Origin of the sequence: Enterobacter cloacae complex sp. P29RS (genome assembly GCF_014893445.1) — a bacterium.
In the GTDB taxonomy this organism is placed as follows: Bacteria; Pseudomonadota; Gammaproteobacteria; order Enterobacterales; family Enterobacteriaceae; genus Enterobacter; species Enterobacter intestinihominis.
This window is the reverse complement of record NZ_JADBPZ010000003.1, coordinates 77,321-100,910: the sequence shown is the minus strand read 5'-3', so window position 1 is coordinate 100,910 and position 23,590 is coordinate 77,321. Positions and strand designations below refer to the sequence as shown.

The following is a 23,590-nucleotide window of genomic DNA, read 5'->3' as shown; positions in this document are numbered from 1 at the left end:
GCCGCTCCGCGGCAAAATACGGCCTGAAAGCCAAAAACCCAAATTACGGGTTGAAAAAGGGCCTAACACCCAAATATTTCTTATGATTAAATCTAGACTCATTCATCGCATTTATTGTGTTCAATTAAACGCTTCGTGACAACCTTAACCGAAACAACGCTACCCCGGAGGCCCCACCGTGAGTTTATTTGATAAAAAGCATCTGGTATCACAAGCCGATGCGTTACCGGGACGCAACACCCCTATGCCAGTGGCGACATTACACGCCGTAAACAACCATTCAATGACAAACGTTCCTGATGGAATGGAGATCGCCCTGTTTGCCATGGGCTGCTTCTGGGGCGTAGAACGCTTGTTCTGGCAACTGCCGGGCGTGTACAGCACCGCTGCGGGCTACACCGGAGGATATACGCCTAACCCAACCTACCGCGAAGTCTGTTCCGGTGAGACCGGTCATGCTGAAGCGGTACGTGTGGTGTATGACCCGAGCGTCATCAGCTATGAACAGCTGCTCCAGGTGTTCTGGGAAAACCATGACCCGGCGCAGGGCATGCGTCAGGGTAACGATCACGGCACCCAATACCGCTCGGCCATCTATCCGCTCACCCCTGAGCAGGAGGCTGCGGCCCACGCCAGCCTGACGCGTTTCCAGGAAGCGATGCAGGCAGCCGGTGATAAACGTCAGGTCACGACGGAAATCGCTACTGCGAAACCGTTCTACTATGCCGAAGACGACCACCAGCAGTACCTGCATAAAAATCCGTACGGCTACTGCGGCATTGGCGGCATCGGCGTCTGTCTGCCTCCACAGCAGGACTGATTACTGCATCAGCGCCACGCGAGCCGCGTGGCGCGCCTGTAAGCAAAAGTGTCAGTTCATTACTTAACCACTCACTGCCTTTTCATCCGGCCACTTTTTGCCGAAAACGTGACCTCTGGCAGATTTACACGCCTTTACGCTATACTACCGCTGAAATAATCGGCTCAACGCTACGAGCTGAGTTCAATGTGTCTTCACACGAATGGTATCAACTCCCCTTCTGAGGATCTGGCGAGAAGCCGGATAAACTATGTTAAACAGTATTTTAGTAATACTTTGTCTTATTGCCGTCAGTGCATTTTTCTCGATATCGGAGATCTCGCTGGCTGCCTCCCGTAAAATCAAACTGAAGCTGCTTGCCGACGAGGGCAACATCAACGCATCACGCATTCTGAAAATGCAGGAAAACCCAGGCATGTTCTTTACCGTGGTGCAGATTGGCCTGAACGCGGTCGCCATTCTTGGCGGTATCGTGGGTGATGCAGCATTTTCTCCGGCGTTTTATAGCCTCTTTGTAAAGTACATGTCCGCAGAGCTGGCCGAGCAGTTGAGCTTCATCCTCTCCTTCTCGCTGGTCACCGGTTTGTTCATTCTATTCGCGGACCTGACCCCGAAACGCATCGGTATGATTGCGCCAGAAGCTGTGGCTTTGCGTATCATCAACCCGATGCGCTTCTGCCTGTATGTCTTCCGTCCGCTGGTGTGGTTCTTCAACGGCCTGGCGAACGTCATTTTCCGCATCTTCAAGCTGCCGATGGTGCGTAAAGACGACATCACCTCCGACGATATTTATGCGGTGGTGGAAGCCGGGGCGCTGGCAGGCGTGCTGCGCAAGCAGGAGCACGAGCTGATCGAGAACGTTTTCGAACTGGAATCCCGTACCGTGCCGTCCTCCATGACCGGCCGTGAGAACATCATCTGGTTCGATCTGCATGAAGACGAGCAGAGCCTGAAGACCAAAGTGGCGCAGCATCCGCACTCCAAGTTCCTGGTCTGTAACGAAGATATCGACCATATCATCGGCTATGTGGACTCCAAAGACCTGCTGAACCGCGTACTGGCAAACCAGAGCCTGGCGCTGAACAGCGGCGTGCAGATCCGTAACACCCTGATTGTGCCGGACACCCTGACGCTCTCCGAAGCGCTGGAAAGTTTCAAAACCGCCGGTGAAGACTTCGCGGTGATCATGAACGAATATGCGCTGGTGGTGGGCATTATCACCCTCAACGACGTCATGACGACGCTGATGGGCGACCTGGTCGGCCAGGGGCTGGAAGAGCAAATTGTGCAGCGTGATGAGAACTCATGGCTGATCGATGGTGGTACGCCGATTGAAGATGTCATGCGCGTGCTCGACATCGACGAGTTCCCGCAGTCCGGAAACTACGAGACCATCGGCGGCTTTATGATGTTTATGCTGCGTAAGATCCCGAAACGTACCGACTCGGTGAAATTCTCTGGCTTCAAGTTTGAAGTGGTGGATATTGATAACTACCGCATCGACCAGCTGCTGGTAACGCGCATTGATAGTAAACCGACCGTGCTGGTACCGAAGCTGCCAGATGCGGAAGATAAGGTGTCGGCGTAATTTATGAAGGGCAGCGGTGAGCTGCCCTTTCTTTTACCCTCCGAGATTCACTCTAAATTTTAAAAAGGTGATGAATTCAAATAGATAAGCGTTGAGTAAGATATATTGCTAAATTGATAAATTTTACCACTGACTGTGATATATATAGTGTTTTCTTCACTCTCTACTTTTGCTTCAGGATCCGTAGTTATCAGAAATGGAGCATACCCGTTCCTGACATCGCCTAAAAAAGCTTCTTCCGATTTTTTTGACGACGCCAAATAATATTTATATACATTCGAAGTCGTAGCTCCCGCATTGCTTTCTGTAATATACAGTACGGAAACCTTCCCGATATTTTCTTTGCGAATAATGTCTTGCTCAATATAGAGAAACTCATCAACAGCACGCCATATGCCATAAGAAGAGATCAGGATTGCGAGTAATATATAAATTTTCTTCCTAGAAACCAGCACGCTGAGCATAGTCTATCCCCGCTCTAATCCATGTTTGATCTGTAGGATCATCGCCATGAGGATCTGGTCCTTTATTGTTCTCAAAATCAGGAGAACTCGTTCCCGCCAGAATCTGAGCGATACCTGCACCTCGTAGCAATATCTCAGGTTTTATACCAGCAGCAATACCCACCGCTCCATAATGAAAGTTGCCGAAATTTTCGTATTGCCTGCCTAATTGATTTTTATAATCCCAGGGGCCATGCCCTCGAACCTGCTTGTAAAACCAAAGATATGTTAACGCTGATGGACCACGGTGAAAACGAGCTATCATCATGTTGCTTACTACTGATACACCTAAGGGGGAGAAGGAAGATATATCATAGGGAGGATGAGGATTAACTGTACTTACCGGATATCTCATTGTTTACCCCTTTCATTCCAGCTATCTGAAAAAAGCAGGTTTCCGTCACAATGTTTCCATGTGATTTTTTCATAACGTACTTCTACACATTCAAGATGATTATGCTTCTCCTTTAATACATCTTTTGTATCATGCATTATTGGTGAAACCCCAACAATAGTGACGTTCTCTAAAAGCATATTGTTATATTCAACTTCTTGCCCCGCATCATTAATACGATACCATTTAAACTCTGCGCTTATTAATTTCTGGCCTGTACAAACGGCCTTAAATAGATAGGGAGAAGAGGAATCAAACTCTTTCAAAAAAATGATGCTGGAATGCTTCCTTGTTCCTGTAATTTTCCCTGTCAATGGATCAGTAGGAATTGATACGTTATGTGAAAAACCATTAACCTCTATACTTGACTCTCTTCCTTGAACATCTACTGCCCCCTTAATTAACGCACCACCATCATCTTTCAGCCATAAATAAGCAGGAATAGCCATTATCTAACTCCTTTTCAAAGTGAGATGACCATTGTTCCTGCGTAACGAGATAAGTCCAATAAACAGTTAATGCTTTATTGTCCTATATCAACGGTTACAGGCTGAAAAGTAATTTTAGATTAACTTAATAAAACAGTGTGAAATATATTCACATCCCAGAAAGGCTGTGTGAAATATCCAGAACATGAATATATGTAAAACTACGGCTACAAACATCAACGGCTCCCATCGGGAGCCGTCTTTTTAACTACTACTGCATAGCACGTTGGTTAAGCCATCTCAGTTTGCAGACGCATAACCTGACGGTTGACTTCGGACATCACAGACAAGTGCTGTTTGTCCTTCACTTTCGGGATAAGGATTTTGCCCTTATCGAACTCAAAAGCGCCAACATCCTTGATATACAACCGTCCACGGAACAGGATCTTCACGTACTTCGCCACCTGAAGCGGGTTGTAGCGTTGGAAAATTTTCATTCTTGTATCTCCTGCGAATCATACGCCCTTGCGGTGCCACAATCGGCCCGACTGTCCTGAGCGCAAATTTTGATGCCCAATGACTATAGACCAGAACCTCGTACTTACCCAGTGTGCATAAGTTTATTTACCGTTTGATTACAATTATTCAGAATAATCTTTGCAAAGCGTGATACAGAGCAGTATATGCCGTCGTTTTTGCGTGGATATGTGCGTTCGCCCGCAAACTGGCATCGGGATTGCGGGAAAAGCCCATTGATCGCACTTATGATTAAAAGCGCATGACCAAGTGGTCGGATCACCTGCTCACAATAAGGAAACACCATGACCCTACGTAACCTCCTGGCAGCAGCTTGCCTGTTGCTGCCGCTGATGGCTTCCGCACACAACCTTGAAAAAGGACAACGTGTCCCGCCGGTCGGCATTGCTGACCGGGGAGAATTGATTCTCGACAATGATAAGTTTAGCTACAAAGCCTGGAATAGCGCGCAGCTTGCGGGCAAAGTGAGAGTTGTACAGCATATTGCCGGACGTACATCCGCTAAAGAGAAAAACGCCACCCTCGTGGAAGCGATCAAGGCCGCAAAACTCCCGCACGATCGCTACCAGACCACCACCATCGTGAATACCGACGACGCGATTCCCGGCTCCGGGATGTTTGTGCGCTCAAGCCTTGAGAGCAATAAGAAGCTCTATCCCTGGTCGCAGTTTATTGTCGACAGCAACGGCGTGACGCGTAAGGCGTGGCAGCTGGAAGAAGAGAGTTCAGCGATTGTTGTGCTGGACAAAAACGGTCGCGTACAGTGGGTTAAGGACGGCGCGCTGACGCAGGATGAGGTGCAGCAGGTGGTTGCCCTGCTGCATAAGCTGCTGACTCAGTAAAGTGACACCCTGAAGCCAGGATTGAGGAATGACTCGCGCGGGGTGTAGTCCAGTGGCTTACCCTGCCAGTCATGCACATGCGCGCCAGCGGCCGCAGCCACCGCATGCCCTGCCGCCGTATCCCAGACGTTCGTCGGCCCGAAACGGGGGTACAACTGCGCCTGCCCTTCCGCCACAAGACAGAACTTCAGCGACGAGCCGATCGACGTCGTCTGGTGTTCCCCCAGCTGTTGCAGGTACTCCTCCAGCTCGCTGTCGCTGTGCGAGCGGCTGATCACCACCAGCGGAGGACGGGCATCTCGCACCTGGATCTGCTTACGCACGCCGCACTCTTCCTTCCAGGCTTTACCTTCCGCCGCGCTGTACATCACCTTCATCACCGGGGCATAAACCACGCCAAGCACCGCCTTTCCTTTTTCAATCAGGGCGATATTCACGGTAAATTCACCGTTACGCTTGATGAACTCTTTCGTGCCGTCCAGCGGGTCCACCAGCCAGTAACGCTGCCAGTGCTGACGTTCGTCCCAGCCCTGGGGCGCTTCTTCAGAAAGGACCGGAATATCCGGCGTCAGGGTCTGCAAACCTTTCAGGATCACCGTATGCGCCGCGATATCCGCCGCCGTCACCGGGGAGTCGTCCGCTTTGCTGACAACATCCATCGGTTTCGCACCGTCGTACACCTGCATAATGGCATCACCCGCATCCCGTGCGAGCTGACAAATTTGATCTAACATTCTCCACCTCTTCGTTAACGCAGTGGGCATAACTTATTGTTTTAGTTATATCGTAATGTGAACAATTCCGCTATCTGTGAAGCAATTCTGGTTTCAGCGTTCTTTTTTCTGGCAGCATTCACACTTCTGTAAGCAACAAATACTACATACATACTCTTTTGTGGCTTGGATCGAAAAAAGGACTCCTCAGATGATTAAGTTTAGCGCAACGCTCCTGGCAACGCTGATTGCGGCAAGCGTTCAGGCAGCGACGGTGGATCTCCGCATTCTGGAAACCACCGATCTGCACGGCAACATGATGGACTTCGATTACTACAAAGATACGCCTGTCGAAAAATTCGGACTGGTACGTACGGCAAGTTTGATCAACGCCGCCCGCGGTGAAGTGAAAAACAGCGTGCTGGTCGATAACGGGGACTTAATTCAGGGCAGCCCGCTCAGCGACTACATGGCGGCGAAGGGGCTGAAGAAAGGCGAGATCCATCCTGTTTATAAGGCAATGAATACGCTGGACTATGCCGTCGGCAACCTGGGCAACCACGAATTTAACTACGGCCTGAAATACCTGCACGATGCGCTGGCAGGGGCAAAATTCCCGTACGTTAATGCCAATATCATCGACGTTAAGACGAAAAAGCCGCTCTTTACCCCTTACCTGATTAAAGAGACCGAGGTTGTCGACCAGGACGGTAAAAAACAGACGCTGAAAATCGGCTATATCGGCTTTGTGCCGCCGCAGATCATGACGTGGGATAAAGCCAACCTCGACGGGAAAGTAACCGTCAACGACATTACCGAAACGGCGCGCAAATACGTGCCGGAGATGCGGGCGAAAGGCGCGGATGTGGTGGTCGTTGTGGCCCACTCTGGCCTCTCGGCCGACCCGTATCAGGCGATGGCTGAGAACTCCGTGTATTACCTCAGCCAGGTACCGGGCGTGGATGCGATCCTGTTTGGTCACGCCCACGCCGTCTTCCCGGGCAAAGATTTCGCCAGTATCAAAGGCGCGGACATCGAAAAAGGGACGCTCAACGGTGTGCCATCGGTGATGCCGGGCATGTGGGGCGACCACCTTGGCGTGGTAGATCTGGTGCTGAATAACGACAGCGGGAGCTGGAAAGTCACGCAGTCGAAAGCGGAAGCGCGTCCGATTTATGATGCCGCTGCAAAAAAATCCCTGGCCGAAGAAGATAAAAAGCTGGTCGATGTCCTGAAGCATGACCACGACGCAACGCGTGAATTTGTCAGCAAGCCGATCGGTAAATCGGCTGATAACATGTACAGCTTCCTCGCGCTGGTACAGGATGACCCGACCGTGCAGGTAGTCAACATGGCGCAGAAAGCCTATGCCGAGCACTATATTCAGGGCGATCCGGATCTGGCCAATCTGCCGGTTCTGTCTGCCGCGGCGCCATTCAAAGTGGGCGGGCGTAAGAACGATCCGGCCAGCTACGTTGAGGTGGAAAAAGGCCAGCTGACCTTCCGTAATGCCGCCGATCTCTACCTCTATCCCAACACCCTCGTGGTGGTGAAAGCCACCGGGAAAGAGGTGAAGGAGTGGCTGGAGTGCTCTGCCGGACAGTTCAACCAGATCGATCCGCACAGCAGCAAACCGCAGTCGCTGATAAACTGGGACGGTTTCCGCACCTACAACTTCGACGTGATCGACGGCGTGGAATATCAGATTGATGTAACCCAGCCCGCGAAATATGACGGCGAATGTCAGGCCATTAATCCGCAGGCAGAACGCATTAAACACCTGACCTTCAACGGCAAAGCGATTGATCCGAATGCCACTTTCCTCGTGGTGACCAACAACTACCGCGCCTATGGCGGTAAGTTTGCCGGTACGGGTGACAGCCACATCGCCTTTGCCTCGCCGGATGAGAACCGTTCGGTGCTGGCGGCGTGGATTAGCGCGGAGTCGAAAAAAGCGGGTGAAATTCATCCGGCGGTGGATAACAACTGGCGTCTGGCGCCGATCCACAGCGACACGACGCTGGATATTCGCTTTGAGACATCACCGTCCGATAAAGCAGCCGCGTTTATCAAGGATAAGGCGCAGTATCCGATGAAACAGGTCGCGACGGATGATATTGGGTTCGCGATTTATCAGGTGGATTTGAGCAGGTAGCGATGATTGTGCCGGGTGGCGCTTGCGCTTGCCCGGCCTACGGGATCGAGGATTGCGGGTAGGCCGGGTAAGGCGAAGCCGCCACCCGGCATTTCATGCCGCACGATCGTCCCGATTCGCCATCACCTTCGGCGTATTCACCTCAATCCAGTCAGCCAGCGCGGCCACCTTCTCGCTCACCTCCAGCCCCATCGGCGTCAGGCTATATTCCACGTGCGGCGGCACAACCGGATAAGAAACGCGATCGACAAACCCGTCCTGCTCCAGCGCCTGAAGCGATTGGGCCAGCATCTTCTCGCTCACACCGCCCAGCTTGCGGCGCAGATCGCTAAAACGATGCGTCCCCTGACGTAACGCCACCAGGATCAGCACGCCCCAGCGGCTGGTAACATGTTTGAGCACTTCCCGTGACGGGCACTGTTCTGCGAAGAGATTGCCATCGCGCATTTGCTCGCTGAGCGTCGGTATCGGTGTTTTCATACTTACCTTTTTGTGCGTACTTACTAAAAGTTAGTTATGGTGATAGTGTGCCACAACACCAGACAAACACGAAGGAGATTCATCATGATCGCGATTACCGGCGCAACCGGCCAGCTTGGCCAACACGTTATTGAAGAACTGCTGAAAACCGTTCCGGCCAGCCAGATCGTGGCTATTGTGCGTAACCCGGCAAAAGCCGACGCCTTAAGCCAGCGGGGAATTGTGGTACGTCAGGCGGACTATACCGACCAGGCCGCGTTCACCACCGCCCTGAACGGCGTGGATAAGCTGCTGCTTATCTCCTCCAGCGAAGTGGGCCAGCGCGCCGCACAGCATCAGAACGTGATTAACGCCGCCAAAGCCGCCGGGGTGAAACTTATCGCCTACACCAGCCTGCTGCATGCGGATACCTCCCCGCTGGGTCTGCACGTTGAGCACGTCGAAACCGAAAATGCACTGGCGGCTTCAGGCGTGCCTTACGCCCTGCTGCGCAACGGCTGGTACACCGAAAACTACCTGGCAAGCGCGCCGCCAGCGCTGGAACACGGCGTATTTATAGGTGCCGCAGGCGAAGGCAAAATTGCCTCTGCGACCCGTGCGGATTACGCGGCGGCTGCGGCAAAAGTGATTTCTGAAGAGGGTCACGCCGGCAAGGTGTATGAACTGGCAGGTGACAATGCCTGGACGCTGAGCGAACTGGCTGCGGAGCTGAGCAAGCAGAGCGGTAAGCCGGTAACGTATCAGAACCTCAGCGAAGCCGATTATGCCGCTGCACTGAAAGGCGTTGGTCTGCCTGCCGGGCTGGCGGAGATGCTGGCGGATTCCGATACCGGTGCGTCCAAAGGCGGCCTGTTTGACGACAGCCGTACCCTGAGCAAACTGATTGGCCGTCCGACCACGCCGCTGGCGGAGAGCATCAAAGCCATTCTGTAATTGTTAAGAATTGGTTATTTTTTGTGGCATCCCTTCGGGTCATCTCGGATAATGAAGCGATGACCCACAAGGAGGCTCACCGTGCAAGGCGTACCGGAACAGTTTACTGATGAGAGAGACAGCGCGCGCTTTCGCCATCTGGCGCAGTTGCCGGGTCTGGAGCTATATCACGCGCATATTGCTGACTACGCCTTTGAGCCTCACACGCATGAAGCCTTCGGTATCGGCACCATTGAAACCGGCGCCGAACGCTTCCGCTATCGCGGTACCCAACACTTAGCCGCTGAAAAATCGGTCGTGACCATGAACCCGGACGAGATCCACACGGGCGAATCCGCCACCGAAGGCGGCTGGCGCTACCGGATGGTCTATATCGAACCCGACCTGCTGGAAGAAGTCACCGGCCTTCGCCACTGGTGGTTTAGCGACGTGACCCGCCACGACCCGCTGCGCTCGCAGCAAATTGGCCAGCTGATTTACGGCCTTTGGCATACGAACGATGCGCTGGCACAAAAAGGGTTGCTGCTGGATCTGATTGAGACGTTCCAGCCGCTGGCCCGTCACGCGCCGGTAGCCCGGGAGGGCGCGCACCGCTTCGAGCGCGTTCGCGACTATCTGCACGACAACTATATGCGCGCCCTTACGCTGGACGAACTGGCGAACGTTGTGTCGCTCAGTCCGTACCATTTCCAGCGCCAGTTTAAGGCCCATTTTCACGTCACCCCACACCAGATGCTGATGGCCATCCGGCTGTGGCGCGCCAAAGCATTCCTCACCCATGGCATGCCTGCCGCCGAGGTGGCCGCCGCAACGGGGCTGACCGATCAGTCTCACCTGACCCGCGCCTTTACCCGCCGCTACGGCATTACGCCCGTGCGCTACCAGAAGCAGGTTTCGCCGCGCTAATGCGCAACCTCATACAATACGCGTGCATCTGTGCCTCCTACACTGGCTACAACATGTATTACTGTGGACGAAAAGATGATTAGCGGCGTGTTGTATGCCCTGCTTGCAGGGTTGATGTGGGGGCTGATTTTCGTCGGCCCGCTGATTGTGCCTGAGTACCCGGCAATATTGCAGTCGACCGGACGCTATCTGGCGCTGGGGCTTATTGCCGTGCCGCTGGCATGGCTGGGGCGTGCGCGTCTGCGCCAGCTGAGTTGCCAGGACTGGCTCACCGCGCTGTGGCTGACCATGATGGGTAATCTTATCTACTACGTCTGCCTGGCGAGCGCCATTCAGCGTACCGGTGCGCCGGTGTCGACCATGATTATCGGCACGCTGCCGGTGGTCATTCCGGTTTTCGCAAACCTGCTTTATAGCCAGCGTGACGGCAAACTGGCGTGGTCAAAAATGGTGCCTGCGCTGGTATGCATCGCCGTGGGGCTGGTGTGCGTGAATATTGCCGAGCTACGCCACGGCCTCGAAAACTTCAGCTTGTGGCGTTACGGTTCTGGGATCTTTCTGGCGGTTATTTCGGTTGTCTGCTGGGCCTGGTATGCCCTGCGCAACGCACGCTGGCTGCGGGAAAACCCGGATAAACATCCGATGATGTGGGCGACGGCGCAGGCGCTGGTCACGCTTCCTGTCTCGTTGCTGGGCTATGTGGGTGCATGTATCTGGCTGGGTAGCCAGCATCCGGATTTCGCCCTGCCCTTCGGACCGCGCCCGTGGGTATTCGTCGGGTTAATGGTCGCCATTGCCGTGCTCTGTTCGTGGGTTGGCGCGCTGTGCTGGAACATTGCCAGCCAGAAGCTGCCGACGGTGATACTGGGGCCGCTGATTGTCTTTGAAACGCTGGCCGGGCTGCTCTATACCTTCCTGATGCGCCAGAGCGTGCCGCCGCTGCTAACGGCCTGCGGGATCGCGCTGCTGGTCGTTGGGGTGGTGATTGCGGTGAGAGCGAAGCCGGAAAAACCGATGGTCGTTCCGGCGTCGGAGGGGTGAGGTTTTCGACCAGCGGCGCTTAGCTTGCAGGGCCTACAAAACCGTAGGCCGGGTAAGCGTCAGCGCCACCCGGCACAGTATCAGAACGTTTCCCAGTTCGCTTCAGACGCCGCTACGGGCTGCGCTTTAGGTGCATAGGTCTTTACCGGCGCGGCTTTCACCGCCTGGTTACGGGTGATCTTAAACACCGCCACCGCGTCGTTCAGGCGCGCGGCCTGATCTTCCAGCGCCGCCGCCGCCGCCGCAGACTCCTCCACCAGCGAGGCGTTCTGCTGGGTAACGCGATCCATCTCCGCCACCGCCTGGCCCACCTGGTCGATACCGCGGCTCTGTTCGTCGGAGGCCGACGCAATCTCACCCATGATGTCAGTCACGCGCGTAACTGCATTGACGATCTCTGCCATCGTCGCGCCCGCTTCATTTACCAGCTGAGAGCCCGCGTTAACGCGCTCGCCGGAATCATCGATCAGGGCTTTGATCTCTTTCGCCGCCTGAGCGCTGCGCTGGGCAAGGGTACGCACCTCACCCGCGACAACCGCGAAGCCACGCCCCTGCTCGCCCGCACGCGCCGCTTCTACCGCCGCGTTCAGCGCCAGAATATTGGTCTGGAAGGCAATGCCATCGATTACGTTGGTAATTTGCGCAATTTTGCTGGAACTGGTGGCGATTTCGTCCATGGTGCGCACCACGCCTTCTACCACATTTCCGCCCTTCTTCGCGGTGGAGGAGGCGTCCAGCGCCAGACGCGACGCCTGACGCGCGTTATCGGCGTTTTGCTTCACGGTGGCGGTCAGCTGTTCCATGCTGGCTGCCGTCTCTTCCAGAGAAGCGGCCTGCTGCTCTGTGCGGGAAGAGAGATCGTTGCTGCCCGCCGAGATTTCACCCGCGCCGGTGTAGATGGTATCTGCGCCTTCACGCACTACGCCCACCGTGTTGGCCAGCGCAGTCTGCATCTCCTGAACGTTGCGCGCCAGGATCGCCATTTCATTTTTACCCTCAGCCTGAATCGGCTGGGTTAAATCCCCTGCCGCAATGGCGCGGATATGGCTGATCACCTCTTCCAGCGGCAGCAGCAGCACGCGGCGCATCGCAATCCAGCTGGAAATAATCACCGCGATCACCAGCAGCATCACCGCAGAGAGGATCCACAGAATGCGTTTGTAGTCGCTTTCATTGTCTTTGATGCCTTTGTCGGTGAGCGCGGCCTGCGCCTCGCGCCATTCGCGATAGACCTTTTGCATCGCGGTCTGCTTCTGTTCGGCATTTTGTTTGAACATATCTTCCAGATTGCCCTGCCCCAGCAGAACGTTCATTTGCGTCAGCGTGGCGGAGTAGATGCGGTAGTGCTCTTCCAGCCTGTCGGCCAGGTGCTCGTCCATACCCGGCGTTTCCGGCAGCGCGTAATATTTATCGTAATGTGTCTGGGCATCAGCCAGCAGGTTTTTCGCGGTATTGACCAGCTCGTTCAGCTGCCCGCCGTTAATCTGCGACGCCATGCTGCTTTGCAGACGCAGCATGCCGCGGTTAAGGGTGACACGCGCCTGATTCAGGCTGATCCAGGCGTCGGTAAACTCCGCGACGTTCTGGCTGGAAAGCTGAGAAACGGTGAAGTTCTCTTTGTCGTTATTGAGCGCATTAATGAAAATGCCGGCGGAGATCAGTTGCATGATGCCGAGCACAAGCAGCACCGAAATCAAAAGAGTAATGACTTTTATACGTTTAAACATGCGTTGCCTTTTTTATATACAGGTATTGTCTGACCTGTATCTATCGGCACGCGCGGCAGGTTGTTTACTGTTTCTCCACCTTTAAAAACTTTCGAAAACCCTTTTCTGCATTCAATCAGCAAGTTAAAAGCACGATTTTTTTGTGATCCCCTTCTCATTTTTACCCTTGCCTCTAAAGGGTTATAGTATCCACATAAAGATGCATTTAAAATGCATCTTATATTCCTGATGATGAGGTAACTGCTATGGCCTTCCGCGACCAACCCTTAGGCGAGCTGGCGCTCTCCATCCCTCGCGCTTCAGCGCTGTTCCGTAAATACGATATGGATTACTGCTGCGGCGGTAAGCAAACGCTGGCGCGCGCAGCGTCGCGTAAAGAGCTGGATGTAGAAGCTATCGAAGCGGAGCTGGCTAAGCTGGCAGAACAGCCTGTCGACAAAGACTGGCGCACCGCGCCGCTGGCTGAAATCATCGACCATATCATTGTGCGTTACCACGACCGTCACCGCGAACAGCTGCCGGAGCTGATTTTACAGGCCACCAAAGTTGAGCGCGTTCACGCCGATAAACCTTCCGTACCGCGCGGCCTGGCAAAATACCTGACCATGCTGCACGAAGAACTATCCAGCCACATGATGAAAGAGGAGCAGATCCTCTTCCCGATGATCAAACAGGGCATGGGCAGCCAGGCAATGGGGCCAATCAGCGTGATGGAAAGCGAACATGATGACGCCGGAGAACTGCTGGAAGTGATCAAACACACCACCCACAATGTCACACCGCCGCCAGAGGCGTGCACCACCTGGAAAGCGATGTACAACGGCATCAACGAGATGATCGACGATCTGATGGAACACATCAGTCTTGAGAATAACGTTCTGTTCCCGCGTGCATTATCGGGTAAATAAAAAAGCCCGGTGGCGCTAGCGCTTACCGGGCCTACAACGTCCTCGAACGTAGGCCGGGTAAGCGTCAGCGCCACCCGGCAACATGCTTAACGCATGCCAGCCATCCGTTTCTTACCGATAAACAGCCAGCCCAGCCCCAGCGCGATAAACCACAGCGGCGTGACGATCAGCGCCTGACGGGTATCTTCTTCCAGCGTCAGTAGCACCAGCACGAAGACGAAGAACGCCATGCATACCCAGCACATCAGCTTGCCCAGTGGCATCTTGTAGATCGACTTCTCATGCAGATGTGGACGCTGTTTGCGGTACACCAGGTATGAGCAGAGGATGATGGTCCAGACGAACATAAACAGGATCGCCGACACCGTGGTGATCATGGTGAACGCGCCGATTACGCTCGGGTTAACGTAGAGCATCACTACGCCGCCCAGCAGACAGATGCAGGAGAAGGTCAGCCCTTTCGCCGGTACCGCGCGTTTTGAGAGTTTGGCGAACGCGCTCGGGGCAACGCCCTCCTGCGCCAGACCAAACAGCATACGGCTGGTGGAGAAGACGCCGCTGTTCGCGGAAGAGGCCGCAGAGGTCAGCACCACGAAGTTAATCAGGCTCGCGGCAGCGGGCAGCCCCACCAGCACGAACAGCTCGACGAACGGGCTCTTGGTTGGCACTACTGAGCTCCATGGCGTCACGGACATAATGATGATCAGCGCGAACACGTAGAACATGATGATACGCAGCGGAATGGAGTTGATCGCGCGCGGCAGGGATTTCTCCGGATCTTTAGTTTCCGCCGCCGTGGTTCCCACCAGCTCAATCCCGACAAACGCGAACACCGCAATCTGGAAACCGGCGAAGAAGCCGCTGATGCCTTTCGGGAACCAGCCGCCATCATTCCACAGATGGGCAAACGAGGCCTGAACGCCAGTTGGCGACTGGAAGTGCGTCAGCACCATTACCAGCCCGACGACAATCAGCGCGATGATGGCGACGATTTTGATCATCGCGAACCAGAACTCCATCTCACCGAACATTTTAACGGTCGCGAGGTTGAGGCTCAGCAGCAGGACAATCACCGCCAGCGAGGCCACCCAGTCCGACAGGCCGGGGAACCAGAATTGGGCGTAGGCCGTAATAGCGACAACATCCGCCATGCCGGTAACCACCCAGCAGAACCAGTAGGTCCAGCCGGTAAAATAGCCAGCCCACGGGCCGAGCAGGTCTGACGCGAAGTCGCTGAAGGATTTGTATTCGAGGTTCGAGAGCAGCAATTCACCCATTGCACGCATCACGAAAAAGAGCATAAAACCGATGATCATATAAACGAAGATGATCGACGGGCCTGCAAGACTGATGGTTTTGCCCGAGCCCATAAACAGCCCTGTGCCGATGGCGCCGCCAATGGCAATGAGCTGAATGTGACGGTTCGTGAGATTTCGCCGTAGCGACTGTTCAGACGTCGCCTCTTCTGCGGCGGCGACTTTGACCTGATCTACCATGTGATATTTTCCTGTTTATGCCTGTCTGTGTTGTTAAGGCTCTTCTGGCCTTTAAATACGCCAAAAAAATGACGTTCCCTTTGTAAGGGCTTATCGATAGTAGGTAAGAATCGGCGGGATGAATACTATGATTTGAATATTATGTTAATAATATGTTGAAAGTGAGTGTCATATCACTCATACAGCGCGAAACAGCTCACAAAAATACACGTAACAGTTTCGTTTGCAATACAAAATGTTGATTCCGTCGTAACTCCAGGTTTTATCGCTATTTTCCTCTCCCCGATCGGAGAGAGGAAAATAAGAAAAACCGATTACAGGATTTCCAGCAGCTCGACTTCAAACACCAGGGTGCTGAATGGCGGAATGGACGCGCCAGCGCCACGCTCGCCGTATGCCAGGTTGTGCGGGATAGTCAGTTCCCATTTTGAACCTACTGGCATCAGGGTCAGGGCTTCGATCCAGCCTGCAATCACGCCGTTGACCGGGAATTCAGCCGGTTCGCCACGCGCGACGGAGCTGTCGAACACGGTGCCGTCGATCAGCTTACCGGTGTAGTGTACGCGAACGTGGTCGGTACGCGCCGGGATTGCGCCATCACCCTGATTGATTACGCGGAACTGCAAGCCGGACTCGGTGCTGTTCACGCCTTCACGCTCACGGTTCTCTTCCAGATATTTCACGCCTTCTGCCGCCATCTCTTCGAAACGCGCGCGACGTACAGTGTCAGCACGTTCGTGGATTTCACGCAGCGCACGGTGCACAACGTCAACCGGCACAGCGGGCTGCTTGCCTTCCAGCGCGTCAGCGATACCCGCCACCAGCGCTTCCGGTAACAGACCTTCCAGGCCGGATTCGCTCAGCTGCTGTCCTACCTGCAAGCCGATGCCGTAGCTTGCCTGCGCTTCGATAGTGTCAAAAGTCGGGGTGGTCATGGGTTTTCCTTCCATCACATTTAAAGTAGCGGGCAGCATATCAGCCATGCCCTTATGGGTAAAACTTTGTCTTAAGTAAAGGTGACAAACTGCGACGAAACGGAAACAATAGTAGCCGTCAGGATTTTCCCTAATATATGTCACGAAAGCTGGCTTTGTTACGCCCATCAGGCAGTTAGCAAACTACACTTCTCAGGACAGGATAAAAAGACGCGGAGCAGGAGGAGAGCCATGCCCGGGCGATTTGAACTGAAACCTACCCTGGCGAAAATCTGGCATGCGCCGGATAACTTTCGCATCATGGACCCGCTGCCGCCTTTGCACCGCAGAGGCATTATTATCGGCGCGTTGCTGATCGTCATCGGTTTCCTGCTTCCTTCCGGCAGTGACAACGTTGATACCGGGCCGGTAAGCCGCAATGCTGAGCTGGATATCCAGTCGCAAAGCCAGCCGCAGCCTGATTCACAGCCGATGCAGACGCAACTGGTCACACCGTCTAACGATCCGGGCCAGGTTGCGCCGGTTGAACCTGAACCTGTTCAGGAAGATCAGGAGCAGGCCGTCGCCCCTTCAGAGCCACAGGCGCAACAGCCCACCGGCATTGAGCAGCAGTGGCGTTCGTATCGCGTAGAGCCAGGGAAAACCCTTGCTCAGCTGTTCCGCGACCACAATCTGCCGGCAACGGATGTGTATGCCATGGCGCAAGTCGAGGGGGCTGGCAAGCCGCTCAGCAACCTGCAAAATGGTCAGATGGTGCAGATCCGCCAGAATGCCAGTGGGGTGGTGACCGGGTTAACGATCGATACCGGAAACGGGCAGCAGGTACTGTTTACCCGCCAGCCGGACGGCAGTTTTATCAGAGCACGTTAATAGCCCAGGCCGGGTAAGGCGAAGCCGCCCCCCGGCACTTTTGTTCTCAGGCACGACGTTTATTCACCCACCAGATCCCCGAGCAGACCAGCACCAGCGCAATCGCGTATTTGATGTCCAGAATGTCTTCGCCGAGGAATATGGCGGAGAGCACTGTTCCTGCTACAGGTATGACAAAGTTGAACGGGGCAATCATACTCACGCGGTTCACTTTCAGCAGCGCGCTCCACAGGGCGAACGCCACGGATGAGAGCAGCGTCAGATACCCCAGCACGGCGACGGCCTTCATGCTGTGCACCTCCAGCGCCCCGCCCGTGGCATAGCCTCCCGCAACCAGTGCCGCCCCGCCTATCGCCAGCTGCCATCCCGTCATCACCGTCGGGTCAACGGTCTGGGAAATGCGTTTCCCGTAAAGCGTGGCCGCAGAGAGAATAAAGGCCGCCAGCACCACAAATCCGTCACCTTGCCAGACAAACTGGAAATCACTTAACCCGCCGTGGAAGTTCACCAGCATCACGCCGGTAAAGCCCAGAACACAGCCCAGCGTTTTGTTATAGCTGAGTTTGTCGTTGTGGTAGATAAAGTGCGCCAGCAGCACGCTGAAGAAGGTCCCGGTGGCATTCATGATCGAACCGTTCACCCCGGTGGTGTAAGCAAGGCCGATATAAAAGAAGGTGTACTGGATGGTGGTCTGGGTCAGCCCGAGGATCGTGAGCTGACCAAACTGCGTGGGTGTGAGCCTGCCAATCGGTTTACGTTGGGCCAGGGCAAAGAGCAGCAGCAACGCACCGGCAAACAGAAAACGGTATCCAGCAAAGACGACTTTGGACGGAATATCATCGGTCGCGATCTGGAAGAGTTCGTAGCCGCTTTTAATGGCCGGGTATGAGCTTCCCCAAAGCAGACAGCAGAGCGTGGCGCAGGCATAGGCCACATTTCGACGGGCAAAGACGGGCGTGGGCAGAGCGGTATCCATGACAAATCTCATAAATAAAATTGCGTTTCAATTTATTATCAGAGAATGCATCAGGAATAGCGACCTTACAATCGCAAAACATGACGTAGGGTCACGCTAAAAAGCAAAACGCCGGCACAAGGCCGGCGCTTCGACGTGAGCAGAGTAAAAAATTACTCAGCTACTACGTTAACAACCAGTTTAGCGAACACTTCGCTGTGAACCTGGAAGTCAACTTCGTGCTCACCAGTGGTACGCAGAACGCCGTTCGGCATGCGAACTTCGCTCTTAGCCACTTTAACGCCTGCTGCAGTGACTGCATCAGCGATATCGCGGGTACCGATGGAACCGAACAGTTTACCTTCATCGCCAGCTTTAGACGCGATGGTAACGGTGCCCAGTGCGTTGATTGCTTCAGCGCGAGCGTTAGCAGCCGCCAGAACGTCAGCCAGTTTGGCTTCCAGTTCAGCACGACGTGCTTCGAAAAACTCTACGTTTTTCTTAGTAGCTGGAACAGCTTTACCCTGTGGTACCAGGAAGTTACGAGCGTAACCCGCTTTAACGTTTACCTGATCACCCAGGCTGCCCAGGTTTGCTACTTTATCAAGCAGAATAACTTGCATTACCTTATCCTCTTAAAGTCGTATTAATGGACCGTGCCCGATTACTGATGACGATCAGTGTACGGCAGCAGAGACAGGTAGCGAGCGCGTTTGATAGCGCGAGCCAGCTGACGCTGATATTTTGCACGAGTACCGGTGATACGGCTTGGGACAATCTTACCGCTTTCGGTGATGTAGTTTTTCAGCGTTGCGATATCTTTATAGTCGATCTCTTGAACGCCTTCCGCGGTGAAACGGCAGAACTTGCGACGACGGAAATAACGTGCCATTTGGCTAGTCTCCAGTATCTATCAAATCAATCTGCTCGGCATGCAGAACCATTTTGCTCAGGCCGTTCTTTGCCTTGTGGCAAGAGATGAACCCCTGAACGATTACTGCACTACCGACCGTTAAACTGTGAGTAATGGCCTGGTTTTCGTGTCCGCTAATGATAACGGGCATTTGGCACCACGCCTGCCGGTGAAACCCGGCTTCCTCTTGCACAGAACGATGCTCAAGCACGAACTGGCAATGCGGAATTCCTGATGGGCTGACCTTTCGAAGGGGGGTCCTGCACACGGTGCCGGACAACACCAGACGGTTGGTCATCAGAAATTACTCTTCAGAATCCCCAGCATCAGAATCATCTGCGGTTTCGTTTGCGAAATCATCGCGACGCTCACGGCGCTCGTCTTTCGCTTTAACCATCGGAGATGCTTCGGTCACTGCGTTTTTGGTACGCATAACCATGCTGCGGATAACGGCATCGTTGAAGCGGAAGGTAGTTTCCAGCTCATCAATCACTTCCTGCGGCGCTTCAACGTTCATCAGAACGTAGTGAGCTTTGTGCAGTTTGTTGATTGGGTAAGCCAGCTGACGGCGGCCCCAGTCTTCCAGACGGTGGATCGTGCCTTCTGCACCAGTGATGGCAGCAGAGTAACGCTCGATCATACCCGGAACCTGTTCGCTCTGGTCAGGATGGACCATAAAAACGATTTCGTAATGACGCATCGAATTGCTCCTTACGGATTATTCAGCCTCCTGTCTGGGTCAGCCGAGGCCCGGGGAGGCAAGGAACGTGTTAAAGGTCGGCTGAAAAATTGACGCGTCATAATACTTGCGCGCCCCGCTAAACACAAGGTGATTGCACAAATAATTCGCACAAAGGGTAAAGCTGTTCTAAGTGGGTGATTTAAAATCTCACTTATCAGAAACGCTGTTTTTTTGAACAACACCATCAGAAATGGTCACCCATCGCAACCCGAGTAGCGATTACACTTTAATCAGAAGCCTTAAGCAGAGAAGGAGAGCATTACCCCATATCACAGCACGCAGTCGTGGAGCGCATATCATGAAAAGAATCGCATTCGCCATTTTGGCTGCGCTTTTGCTCAGTGCAAACGCGATGGCAGCCATCAAGATAGACAGCCGACAGGCCAGAAACATGGATGATGTGCAGAGCTTAGGCGTTATTTACATCAATCATAACTTCGCCACTGAAAGTGAAGCAGATCAGGCGCTTAATGAAGAAACCGATGCGCAGGGCGCAAAATACTATCACGTCATACTGACACGTGAGCCCGGCAGCAACGGCAATATGCGCGCCAGTGCAGATATTTACCAGTAACGCTTTATCGCCAGCACCAGGAAAGCCAACGAAAATCATAGCTATATATGATTGCCCCCTGCCGGGGGCTTTTTTTATGAATGGCTCCGGAATACCACCGGTTACAACTGTTTCGGTATTCCAGAGCACTTATTCACTTCTGCCCGTAATAAGCATTCGGGCCGTGCTTACGCATGAAATGCTTGTTCATCAGATAATCATCAATGCCCTGAAGCTGTGGGTTAATGCCGCGCGCAATCCACGCCATTCGAGCCACCTCTTCCATCACCACCGCGTTATGCACGGCGTCATGCGCATCTTTACCCCAGGAGAATGGACCATGCTGGTACACCACAATACCCGGCGTATGCAGTGGTTCCGTCTCACCCAGCGTTTCGATAATGACCCTGCCGGTGTTAAGTTCGTACTCGCCTTCGACCTCAGCCTGCGTTAACGCCCGCGTGCAGGGAATATCGCCGAAGAAGTAGTCCGCGTGCGTCGTACCCAAAGCAGGGATCGCCAGCCCGGCCTGTGCCCAGGCGGTGGCGTGCGTGGAATGGGTATGCACAACACCACCCAGGGACGGGTAACGCTGGTACAGCGCCAGATGGGTTGCCGTATCTGAAGAAGGACGCCATTTGCCTTCAACAACGTGTCCTTCCAGGTCAACCACCACCATATCGTCCACTTTCATGGCTTCATAGGCCACGCCGCTCGGCTTAATCACCACCAGCCCCCGATCGCGATCGATGGCGCTTACGTTGCCCCAGGTAAACGTCACCAGTCCATAGCGCGGGAGATCCATATTGGCCTCAAAGACCTGCTGTTTCAGCTTAAGCATGTTCCGCCTCCAGTAAGCCTGCCCGCGCCATGCGCTCGCGCACCCAGTCCCGGGCTTTCGCCACTTCTGCCGCCGGGTCGTCCGCGGTTTCGCTCCACATCTCAATCAGGTAAGGTCCGCAATAACCTGTCTGTTTGAGCGTCTGGAAGCACCGTTCGAAATCCACCACCCCGGTGCCGAACGGTACGTTTTTAAACACGCCGGGACGGGTATCTTTTACGTGCACCGCCACGATATGCCCGATGCCCGCCTGAAGCTCCATCTGTACGTCGTTATCCCATGCCGACAGGTTGCCGATATCCGGATAAAGCTGGAACCACGGATTGTTCAGATAGTGCGCGTAGCCCAGCGCCTTGCTAATGGAGTTCATCAATGGATAATCCATGATCTCCATCGCCAGCGTCACCTGCGCACGGCTTGCCATCTCAACGCTCTCTTTCAGGCCGTCACGGAAACGACGGCGCGTCTCATCGTTGGCTTCCTGATAGTAAACATCGTAACCCGCCAGTTGGATCACGCGGATGCCAACATCCTGTGCAAAGCGAATGGCTTTACGCATGATCTCCAGCCCTTCGGCGCGTACGGCATCATCTTCGCTGCCAAGCGGAAAACGACGGTGAGCGCTCAGGCACATGGACGGCACGCGCACGCCGGTTTCGGCAATGGCGCTCACCAGCGCCAGACGCTGGTCGCGGCGCCAGTCCAGGCGAGAAAGACGCTCGTCCGTCTCATCCACCGACATTTCGACAAAATCGAAACCCAGCTGCTTCGCCAGCTGTAACCGCTCCAGCCAGCACTCCCCCGCAGGGAGTGCCTTTTCATAGATGCCAAGCGGGACCTGTTTTGACAACATACCCGCTCCTTAACCCCAAAGCTGAGCGATTGAGCGTTTAAACTGACGCGCAGCTTCCACCGGAGATTCCGCATCGCGAATGCTACGACCGGCAATAAAGACGTGGATTGGAATACCCTTGAACAGCGGCAGATCTTCCAGCGCCAGACCACCGGTCACGGTCACTTTGAAGCCCATATCGGCCAGGCGTTTGATCGCGTTGATATCGGCTTCGCCCCACGCCACACCTGCGGCCTGCGCATCACGGCTGCGGTGATAAACCACCTGCTGGATACCCGCTTCGCGCCACTCCTGTGCCTGCTCCCAGGTCCAGAAGCCGGTCAGTTCAATCTGCACGTCGCCGTTGAACTCTTTCGCCACGTCCAGCGCGCCTTTCGCAGTGTTGATATCTGCACAGCAGATCACGGTGACCCAGTCGGCGTTGGCTTCAAAGCACATGCGAGAGAGAATTTTGCCCGCATCGGCAATTTTGGCATCCGCCAGCACGATTTTATGCGGATAGAGCGCCTTCAGGTCACGAACCGCACGAACGCCTTCGCCCACGCACAGAATGGTGCCGACTTCGATGATGTCCACCTCTTCCGCAATCAGACGGGTGGTTTCGTAAGCGTGAGACAGCGTCTGGTTATCCAGCGCGACCTGCAACATTGGTAATGACATTTTCAATTCCTCTTAAACGGCCGCCGCAGTGGCGTTATCAATTAAATCCAGCACGTCCTGCGCGGTACGGCAGGCACGTAAACGGTCAAAATTAGCTTCGTCATCAAACAGGTTAACGATCTGCATGATGCCCACCTCCTGGTGGGTGTTGGCATCGACAGCTGCCATGGTGATCAGAATGTCGACCGGGTCGTTATCTTCGTGGTTGAACACCAACGGGGTTTTCAGCGTCACCAGCGCAAAACCGGTTTTCTTGACACCCTCTTCCGGGCGGCCATGCGGCATTGCCAGCCCCGGGGCAATCACAAAATAGGGGCCGTGCTGCGCCACGCCATCCAGGATGGCCTGGTAATAACGCGGCTCGACAACGTCCGCCTTAACCAGCAGGTCCACGCTCAGCTTCACCGCTTCCTGCCAGGTACTGGCTTCGGCCTGTAAAAGGATGGAGTTATTCTCAGCCAGCGAATCACGTAGTTTCATGTGGCATCCTTACTTCACGTCTTGTGGGAAGTGCTCTTTGATCACTTCCAGCAGTTTTGGCCCAAAATCCGCAGGCGACAGCATGTTGCGCACGCCTACCACGTATTTGTTGCCCGACACGCTAATCTCGCCGGCAATGTGCGTTGAAGCGATGATGATGTCCGCGCCGTTCAGTTCACTTTTGTATTCACCCACTGCGCAGCTGTTCACCGTGTGGTCAATGTTTGACTGGGTTAAAAACTGGTCCACTTTCATTTTCATGATCATGGAGCTTCCTTGCCCATTGCCACACACAGCCAGGATACGTACGGTCATAA

General features: G+C 54.3%; 29 protein-coding genes. 10 read left to right on the top strand and 19 right to left on the bottom strand.

The window, feature by feature from the left end; all coding sequences use genetic code 11:
• The first annotated feature begins 178 nt into the window (after window positions 1-178).
• Both msrA and IM282_RS03350 read left to right on the top strand, forming a co-directional pair.
• Window positions 179-820, top strand: coding sequence for a peptide-methionine (S)-S-oxide reductase MsrA (gene msrA / locus IM282_RS03355; RefSeq protein ID WP_003856057.1), 642 nt, complete (start codon window positions 179-181; stop codon window positions 818-820).
• A gap of 250 nt (window positions 821-1,070) precedes the next feature.
• Complete coding sequence (locus tag IM282_RS03350) at window positions 1,071-2,408, top strand: hemolysin family protein (RefSeq protein WP_022646849.1); 1,338 nt, start codon at window positions 1,071-1,073, stop codon at window positions 2,406-2,408.
• Window positions 2,409-2,467: 59 nt separating this feature from the next.
• Here the strand turns inward: IM282_RS03350 and IM282_RS03345 are convergent, their stop codons facing one another.
• From IM282_RS03345 to IM282_RS03330, 4 genes are all read right to left on the bottom strand, one after another.
• Entirely contained in the window at window positions 2,468-2,872 is a 405-nt protein-coding gene (locus tag IM282_RS03345; protein ID WP_046621024.1) for a hypothetical protein, read from the bottom strand.
• Window positions 2,850-3,266 carry a polymorphic toxin type 44 domain-containing protein gene (locus tag IM282_RS03340; protein WP_071892806.1) on the bottom strand — a complete coding sequence of 139 codons (417 nt, stop codon included), beginning with the start codon at window positions 3,264-3,266 and terminating at the stop codon, window positions 2,850-2,852. The genes IM282_RS03345 and IM282_RS03340 overlap by 23 nt, the downstream gene beginning before the upstream one ends.
• Entirely contained in the window at window positions 3,263-3,754 is a 492-nt protein-coding gene (locus IM282_RS03335) for an Hcp family type VI secretion system effector (RefSeq protein ID WP_046621020.1), read from the bottom strand. The genes IM282_RS03340 and IM282_RS03335 overlap by 4 nt, the downstream gene beginning before the upstream one ends.
• 269 nt (window positions 3,755-4,023) lie before the next feature.
• Entirely contained in the window at window positions 4,024-4,230 is a 207-nt protein-coding gene (locus IM282_RS03330; RefSeq protein WP_003856054.1) for a DUF1107 domain-containing protein, read from the bottom strand.
• Window positions 4,231-4,554: 324 nt separating this feature from the next.
• Between IM282_RS03330 and IM282_RS03325 the strand changes: the two genes are divergently transcribed.
• On the top strand, window positions 4,555-5,112 hold the full coding sequence (locus tag IM282_RS03325) for a YtfJ family protein (RefSeq protein ID WP_063853077.1): 558 nt from the start codon (window positions 4,555-4,557) through the stop codon (window positions 5,110-5,112).
• Here IM282_RS03325 and cysQ read toward each other — a convergent pair.
• Window positions 5,106-5,846, bottom strand: coding sequence for a 3'(2'),5'-bisphosphate nucleotidase CysQ (cysQ, locus tag IM282_RS03320; protein ID WP_022646848.1), 741 nt, complete (start codon window positions 5,844-5,846; stop codon window positions 5,106-5,108). The two genes, IM282_RS03325 and cysQ, sit on opposite strands and share 7 nt — an antisense overlap.
• A gap of 190 nt (window positions 5,847-6,036) precedes the next feature.
• Here cysQ and IM282_RS03315 point away from each other — a divergent pair, with 190 nt between their 5' ends.
• A complete protein-coding gene (locus IM282_RS03315) occupies window positions 6,037-7,980 on the top strand; it encodes a bifunctional 2',3'-cyclic-nucleotide 2'-phosphodiesterase/3'-nucleotidase (protein WP_063152407.1) in 1,944 nt (647 codons plus the stop codon).
• 93 nt (window positions 7,981-8,073) lie between these two features.
• On the opposite strand, the gene IM282_RS03310 is transcribed toward IM282_RS03315, so the two are convergent.
• Window positions 8,074-8,460 carry a helix-turn-helix domain-containing protein gene (locus tag IM282_RS03310; RefSeq protein ID WP_022646846.1) on the bottom strand — a complete coding sequence of 129 codons (387 nt, stop codon included), beginning with the start codon at window positions 8,458-8,460 and terminating at the stop codon, window positions 8,074-8,076.
• Window positions 8,461-8,544: 84 nt separating this feature from the next.
• Here IM282_RS03310 and IM282_RS03305 point away from each other — a divergent pair, with 84 nt between their 5' ends.
• The 3 genes from IM282_RS03305 (at window position 8,545) to IM282_RS03295 (ending at window position 11,340) form a co-directional block, all read left to right on the top strand.
• Complete coding sequence (locus IM282_RS03305) at window positions 8,545-9,393, top strand: SDR family oxidoreductase (protein WP_022646845.1); 849 nt, start codon at window positions 8,545-8,547, stop codon at window positions 9,391-9,393.
• 81 nt (window positions 9,394-9,474) lie between these two features.
• Window positions 9,475-10,299, top strand: a complete 825-nt coding sequence (locus tag IM282_RS03300) for an AraC family transcriptional regulator (protein WP_032621407.1) — start codon at window positions 9,475-9,477, stop codon at window positions 10,297-10,299.
• Window positions 10,300-10,374: 75 nt separating this feature from the next.
• Complete coding sequence (locus IM282_RS03295) at window positions 10,375-11,340, top strand: DMT family transporter (protein WP_032625208.1); 966 nt, start codon at window positions 10,375-10,377, stop codon at window positions 11,338-11,340.
• Between the two features lie 80 nt (window positions 11,341-11,420).
• Here the strand turns inward: IM282_RS03295 and IM282_RS03290 are convergent, their stop codons facing one another.
• Entirely contained in the window at window positions 11,421-13,067 is a 1,647-nt protein-coding gene (locus IM282_RS03290) for a methyl-accepting chemotaxis protein (RefSeq protein ID WP_023299149.1), read from the bottom strand.
• 245 nt (window positions 13,068-13,312) lie between these two features.
• Here IM282_RS03290 and ytfE point away from each other — a divergent pair, with 245 nt between their 5' ends.
• Window positions 13,313-13,975, top strand: a complete 663-nt coding sequence (gene ytfE / locus IM282_RS03285; protein ID WP_023299148.1) for an iron-sulfur cluster repair protein YtfE — start codon at window positions 13,313-13,315, stop codon at window positions 13,973-13,975.
• An 86-nt stretch (window positions 13,976-14,061) separates the two neighbouring features.
• Here the strand turns inward: ytfE and cycA are convergent, their stop codons facing one another.
• Together cycA and fklB are read right to left on the bottom strand one after the other, a co-directional pair.
• Window positions 14,062-15,471, bottom strand: coding sequence for a D-serine/D-alanine/glycine transporter (cycA, locus tag IM282_RS03280; RefSeq protein WP_022646840.1), 1,410 nt, complete (start codon window positions 15,469-15,471; stop codon window positions 14,062-14,064).
• 314 nt (window positions 15,472-15,785) lie between these two features.
• Complete coding sequence (gene fklB, locus IM282_RS03275) at window positions 15,786-16,406, bottom strand: FKBP-type peptidyl-prolyl cis-trans isomerase (protein WP_022646839.1); 621 nt, start codon at window positions 16,404-16,406, stop codon at window positions 15,786-15,788.
• Between the two features lie 231 nt (window positions 16,407-16,637).
• Here fklB and IM282_RS03270 point away from each other — a divergent pair, with 231 nt between their 5' ends.
• On the top strand, window positions 16,638-17,276 hold the full coding sequence (locus tag IM282_RS03270; RefSeq protein ID WP_126490142.1) for an OapA family protein: 639 nt from the start codon (window positions 16,638-16,640) through the stop codon (window positions 17,274-17,276).
• A gap of 46 nt (window positions 17,277-17,322) precedes the next feature.
• Here IM282_RS03270 and IM282_RS03265 read toward each other — a convergent pair whose 3' ends face one another.
• From IM282_RS03265 to rpsF, 5 genes are all read right to left on the bottom strand, one after another.
• Window positions 17,323-18,252, bottom strand: coding sequence for a DMT family transporter (locus IM282_RS03265; RefSeq protein ID WP_023299146.1), 930 nt, complete (start codon window positions 18,250-18,252; stop codon window positions 17,323-17,325).
• A 152-nt stretch (window positions 18,253-18,404) separates the two neighbouring features.
• Window positions 18,405-18,854: a 50S ribosomal protein L9 gene (gene rplI, locus IM282_RS03260; protein WP_006810372.1), complete on the bottom strand. Its 450-nt coding sequence runs from the start codon at window positions 18,852-18,854 to the stop codon at window positions 18,405-18,407.
• 41 nt (window positions 18,855-18,895) lie between these two features.
• Window positions 18,896-19,123 (bottom strand): 30S ribosomal protein S18, encoded by a 228-nt coding sequence (gene rpsR / locus IM282_RS03255; RefSeq protein WP_000135199.1) that lies wholly within the window; start codon window positions 19,121-19,123, stop codon window positions 18,896-18,898.
• A gap of 4 nt (window positions 19,124-19,127) precedes the next feature.
• Window positions 19,128-19,442 carry a primosomal replication protein N gene (priB, locus tag IM282_RS03250; protein ID WP_022646836.1) on the bottom strand — a complete coding sequence of 105 codons (315 nt, stop codon included), beginning with the start codon at window positions 19,440-19,442 and terminating at the stop codon, window positions 19,128-19,130.
• A gap of 6 nt (window positions 19,443-19,448) precedes the next feature.
• Window positions 19,449-19,844 (bottom strand): 30S ribosomal protein S6, encoded by a 396-nt coding sequence (gene rpsF, locus IM282_RS03245; protein ID WP_014068637.1) that lies wholly within the window; start codon window positions 19,842-19,844, stop codon window positions 19,449-19,451.
• Between the two features lie 340 nt (window positions 19,845-20,184).
• Here rpsF and yjfY point away from each other — a divergent pair, with 340 nt between their 5' ends.
• Entirely contained in the window at window positions 20,185-20,460 is a 276-nt protein-coding gene (gene yjfY, locus IM282_RS03240; protein WP_023299144.1) for a DUF1471 family protein YjfY, read from the top strand.
• 133 nt (window positions 20,461-20,593) lie between these two features.
• Here the strand turns inward: yjfY and IM282_RS03235 are convergent, their stop codons facing one another.
• From IM282_RS03235 to ulaB, 5 genes are read right to left on the bottom strand one after another with little or no spacing between them, the layout of a single operon-like run.
• Window positions 20,594-21,280 carry an L-ribulose-5-phosphate 4-epimerase gene (locus IM282_RS03235; RefSeq protein ID WP_063148809.1) on the bottom strand — a complete coding sequence of 229 codons (687 nt, stop codon included), beginning with the start codon at window positions 21,278-21,280 and terminating at the stop codon, window positions 20,594-20,596.
• Entirely contained in the window at window positions 21,273-22,133 is an 861-nt protein-coding gene (locus IM282_RS03230; protein ID WP_022646833.1) for an L-ribulose-5-phosphate 3-epimerase, read from the bottom strand. Before IM282_RS03230 ends, IM282_RS03235 begins: the two co-directional genes overlap by 8 nt.
• A gap of 9 nt (window positions 22,134-22,142) precedes the next feature.
• Entirely contained in the window at window positions 22,143-22,793 is a 651-nt protein-coding gene (gene ulaD / locus IM282_RS03225; RefSeq protein ID WP_022646832.1) for a 3-keto-L-gulonate-6-phosphate decarboxylase UlaD, read from the bottom strand.
• Between the two features lie 12 nt (window positions 22,794-22,805).
• A complete protein-coding gene (gene ulaC, locus IM282_RS03220; protein ID WP_003856024.1) occupies window positions 22,806-23,273 on the bottom strand; it encodes a PTS ascorbate transporter subunit IIA in 468 nt (155 codons plus the stop codon).
• A 9-nt stretch (window positions 23,274-23,282) separates the two neighbouring features.
• Complete coding sequence (ulaB, locus tag IM282_RS03215; RefSeq protein WP_003856022.1) at window positions 23,283-23,588, bottom strand: PTS ascorbate transporter subunit IIB; 306 nt, start codon at window positions 23,586-23,588, stop codon at window positions 23,283-23,285.
• Between the last annotated feature and the right edge of the window lie 2 nt (window positions 23,589-23,590).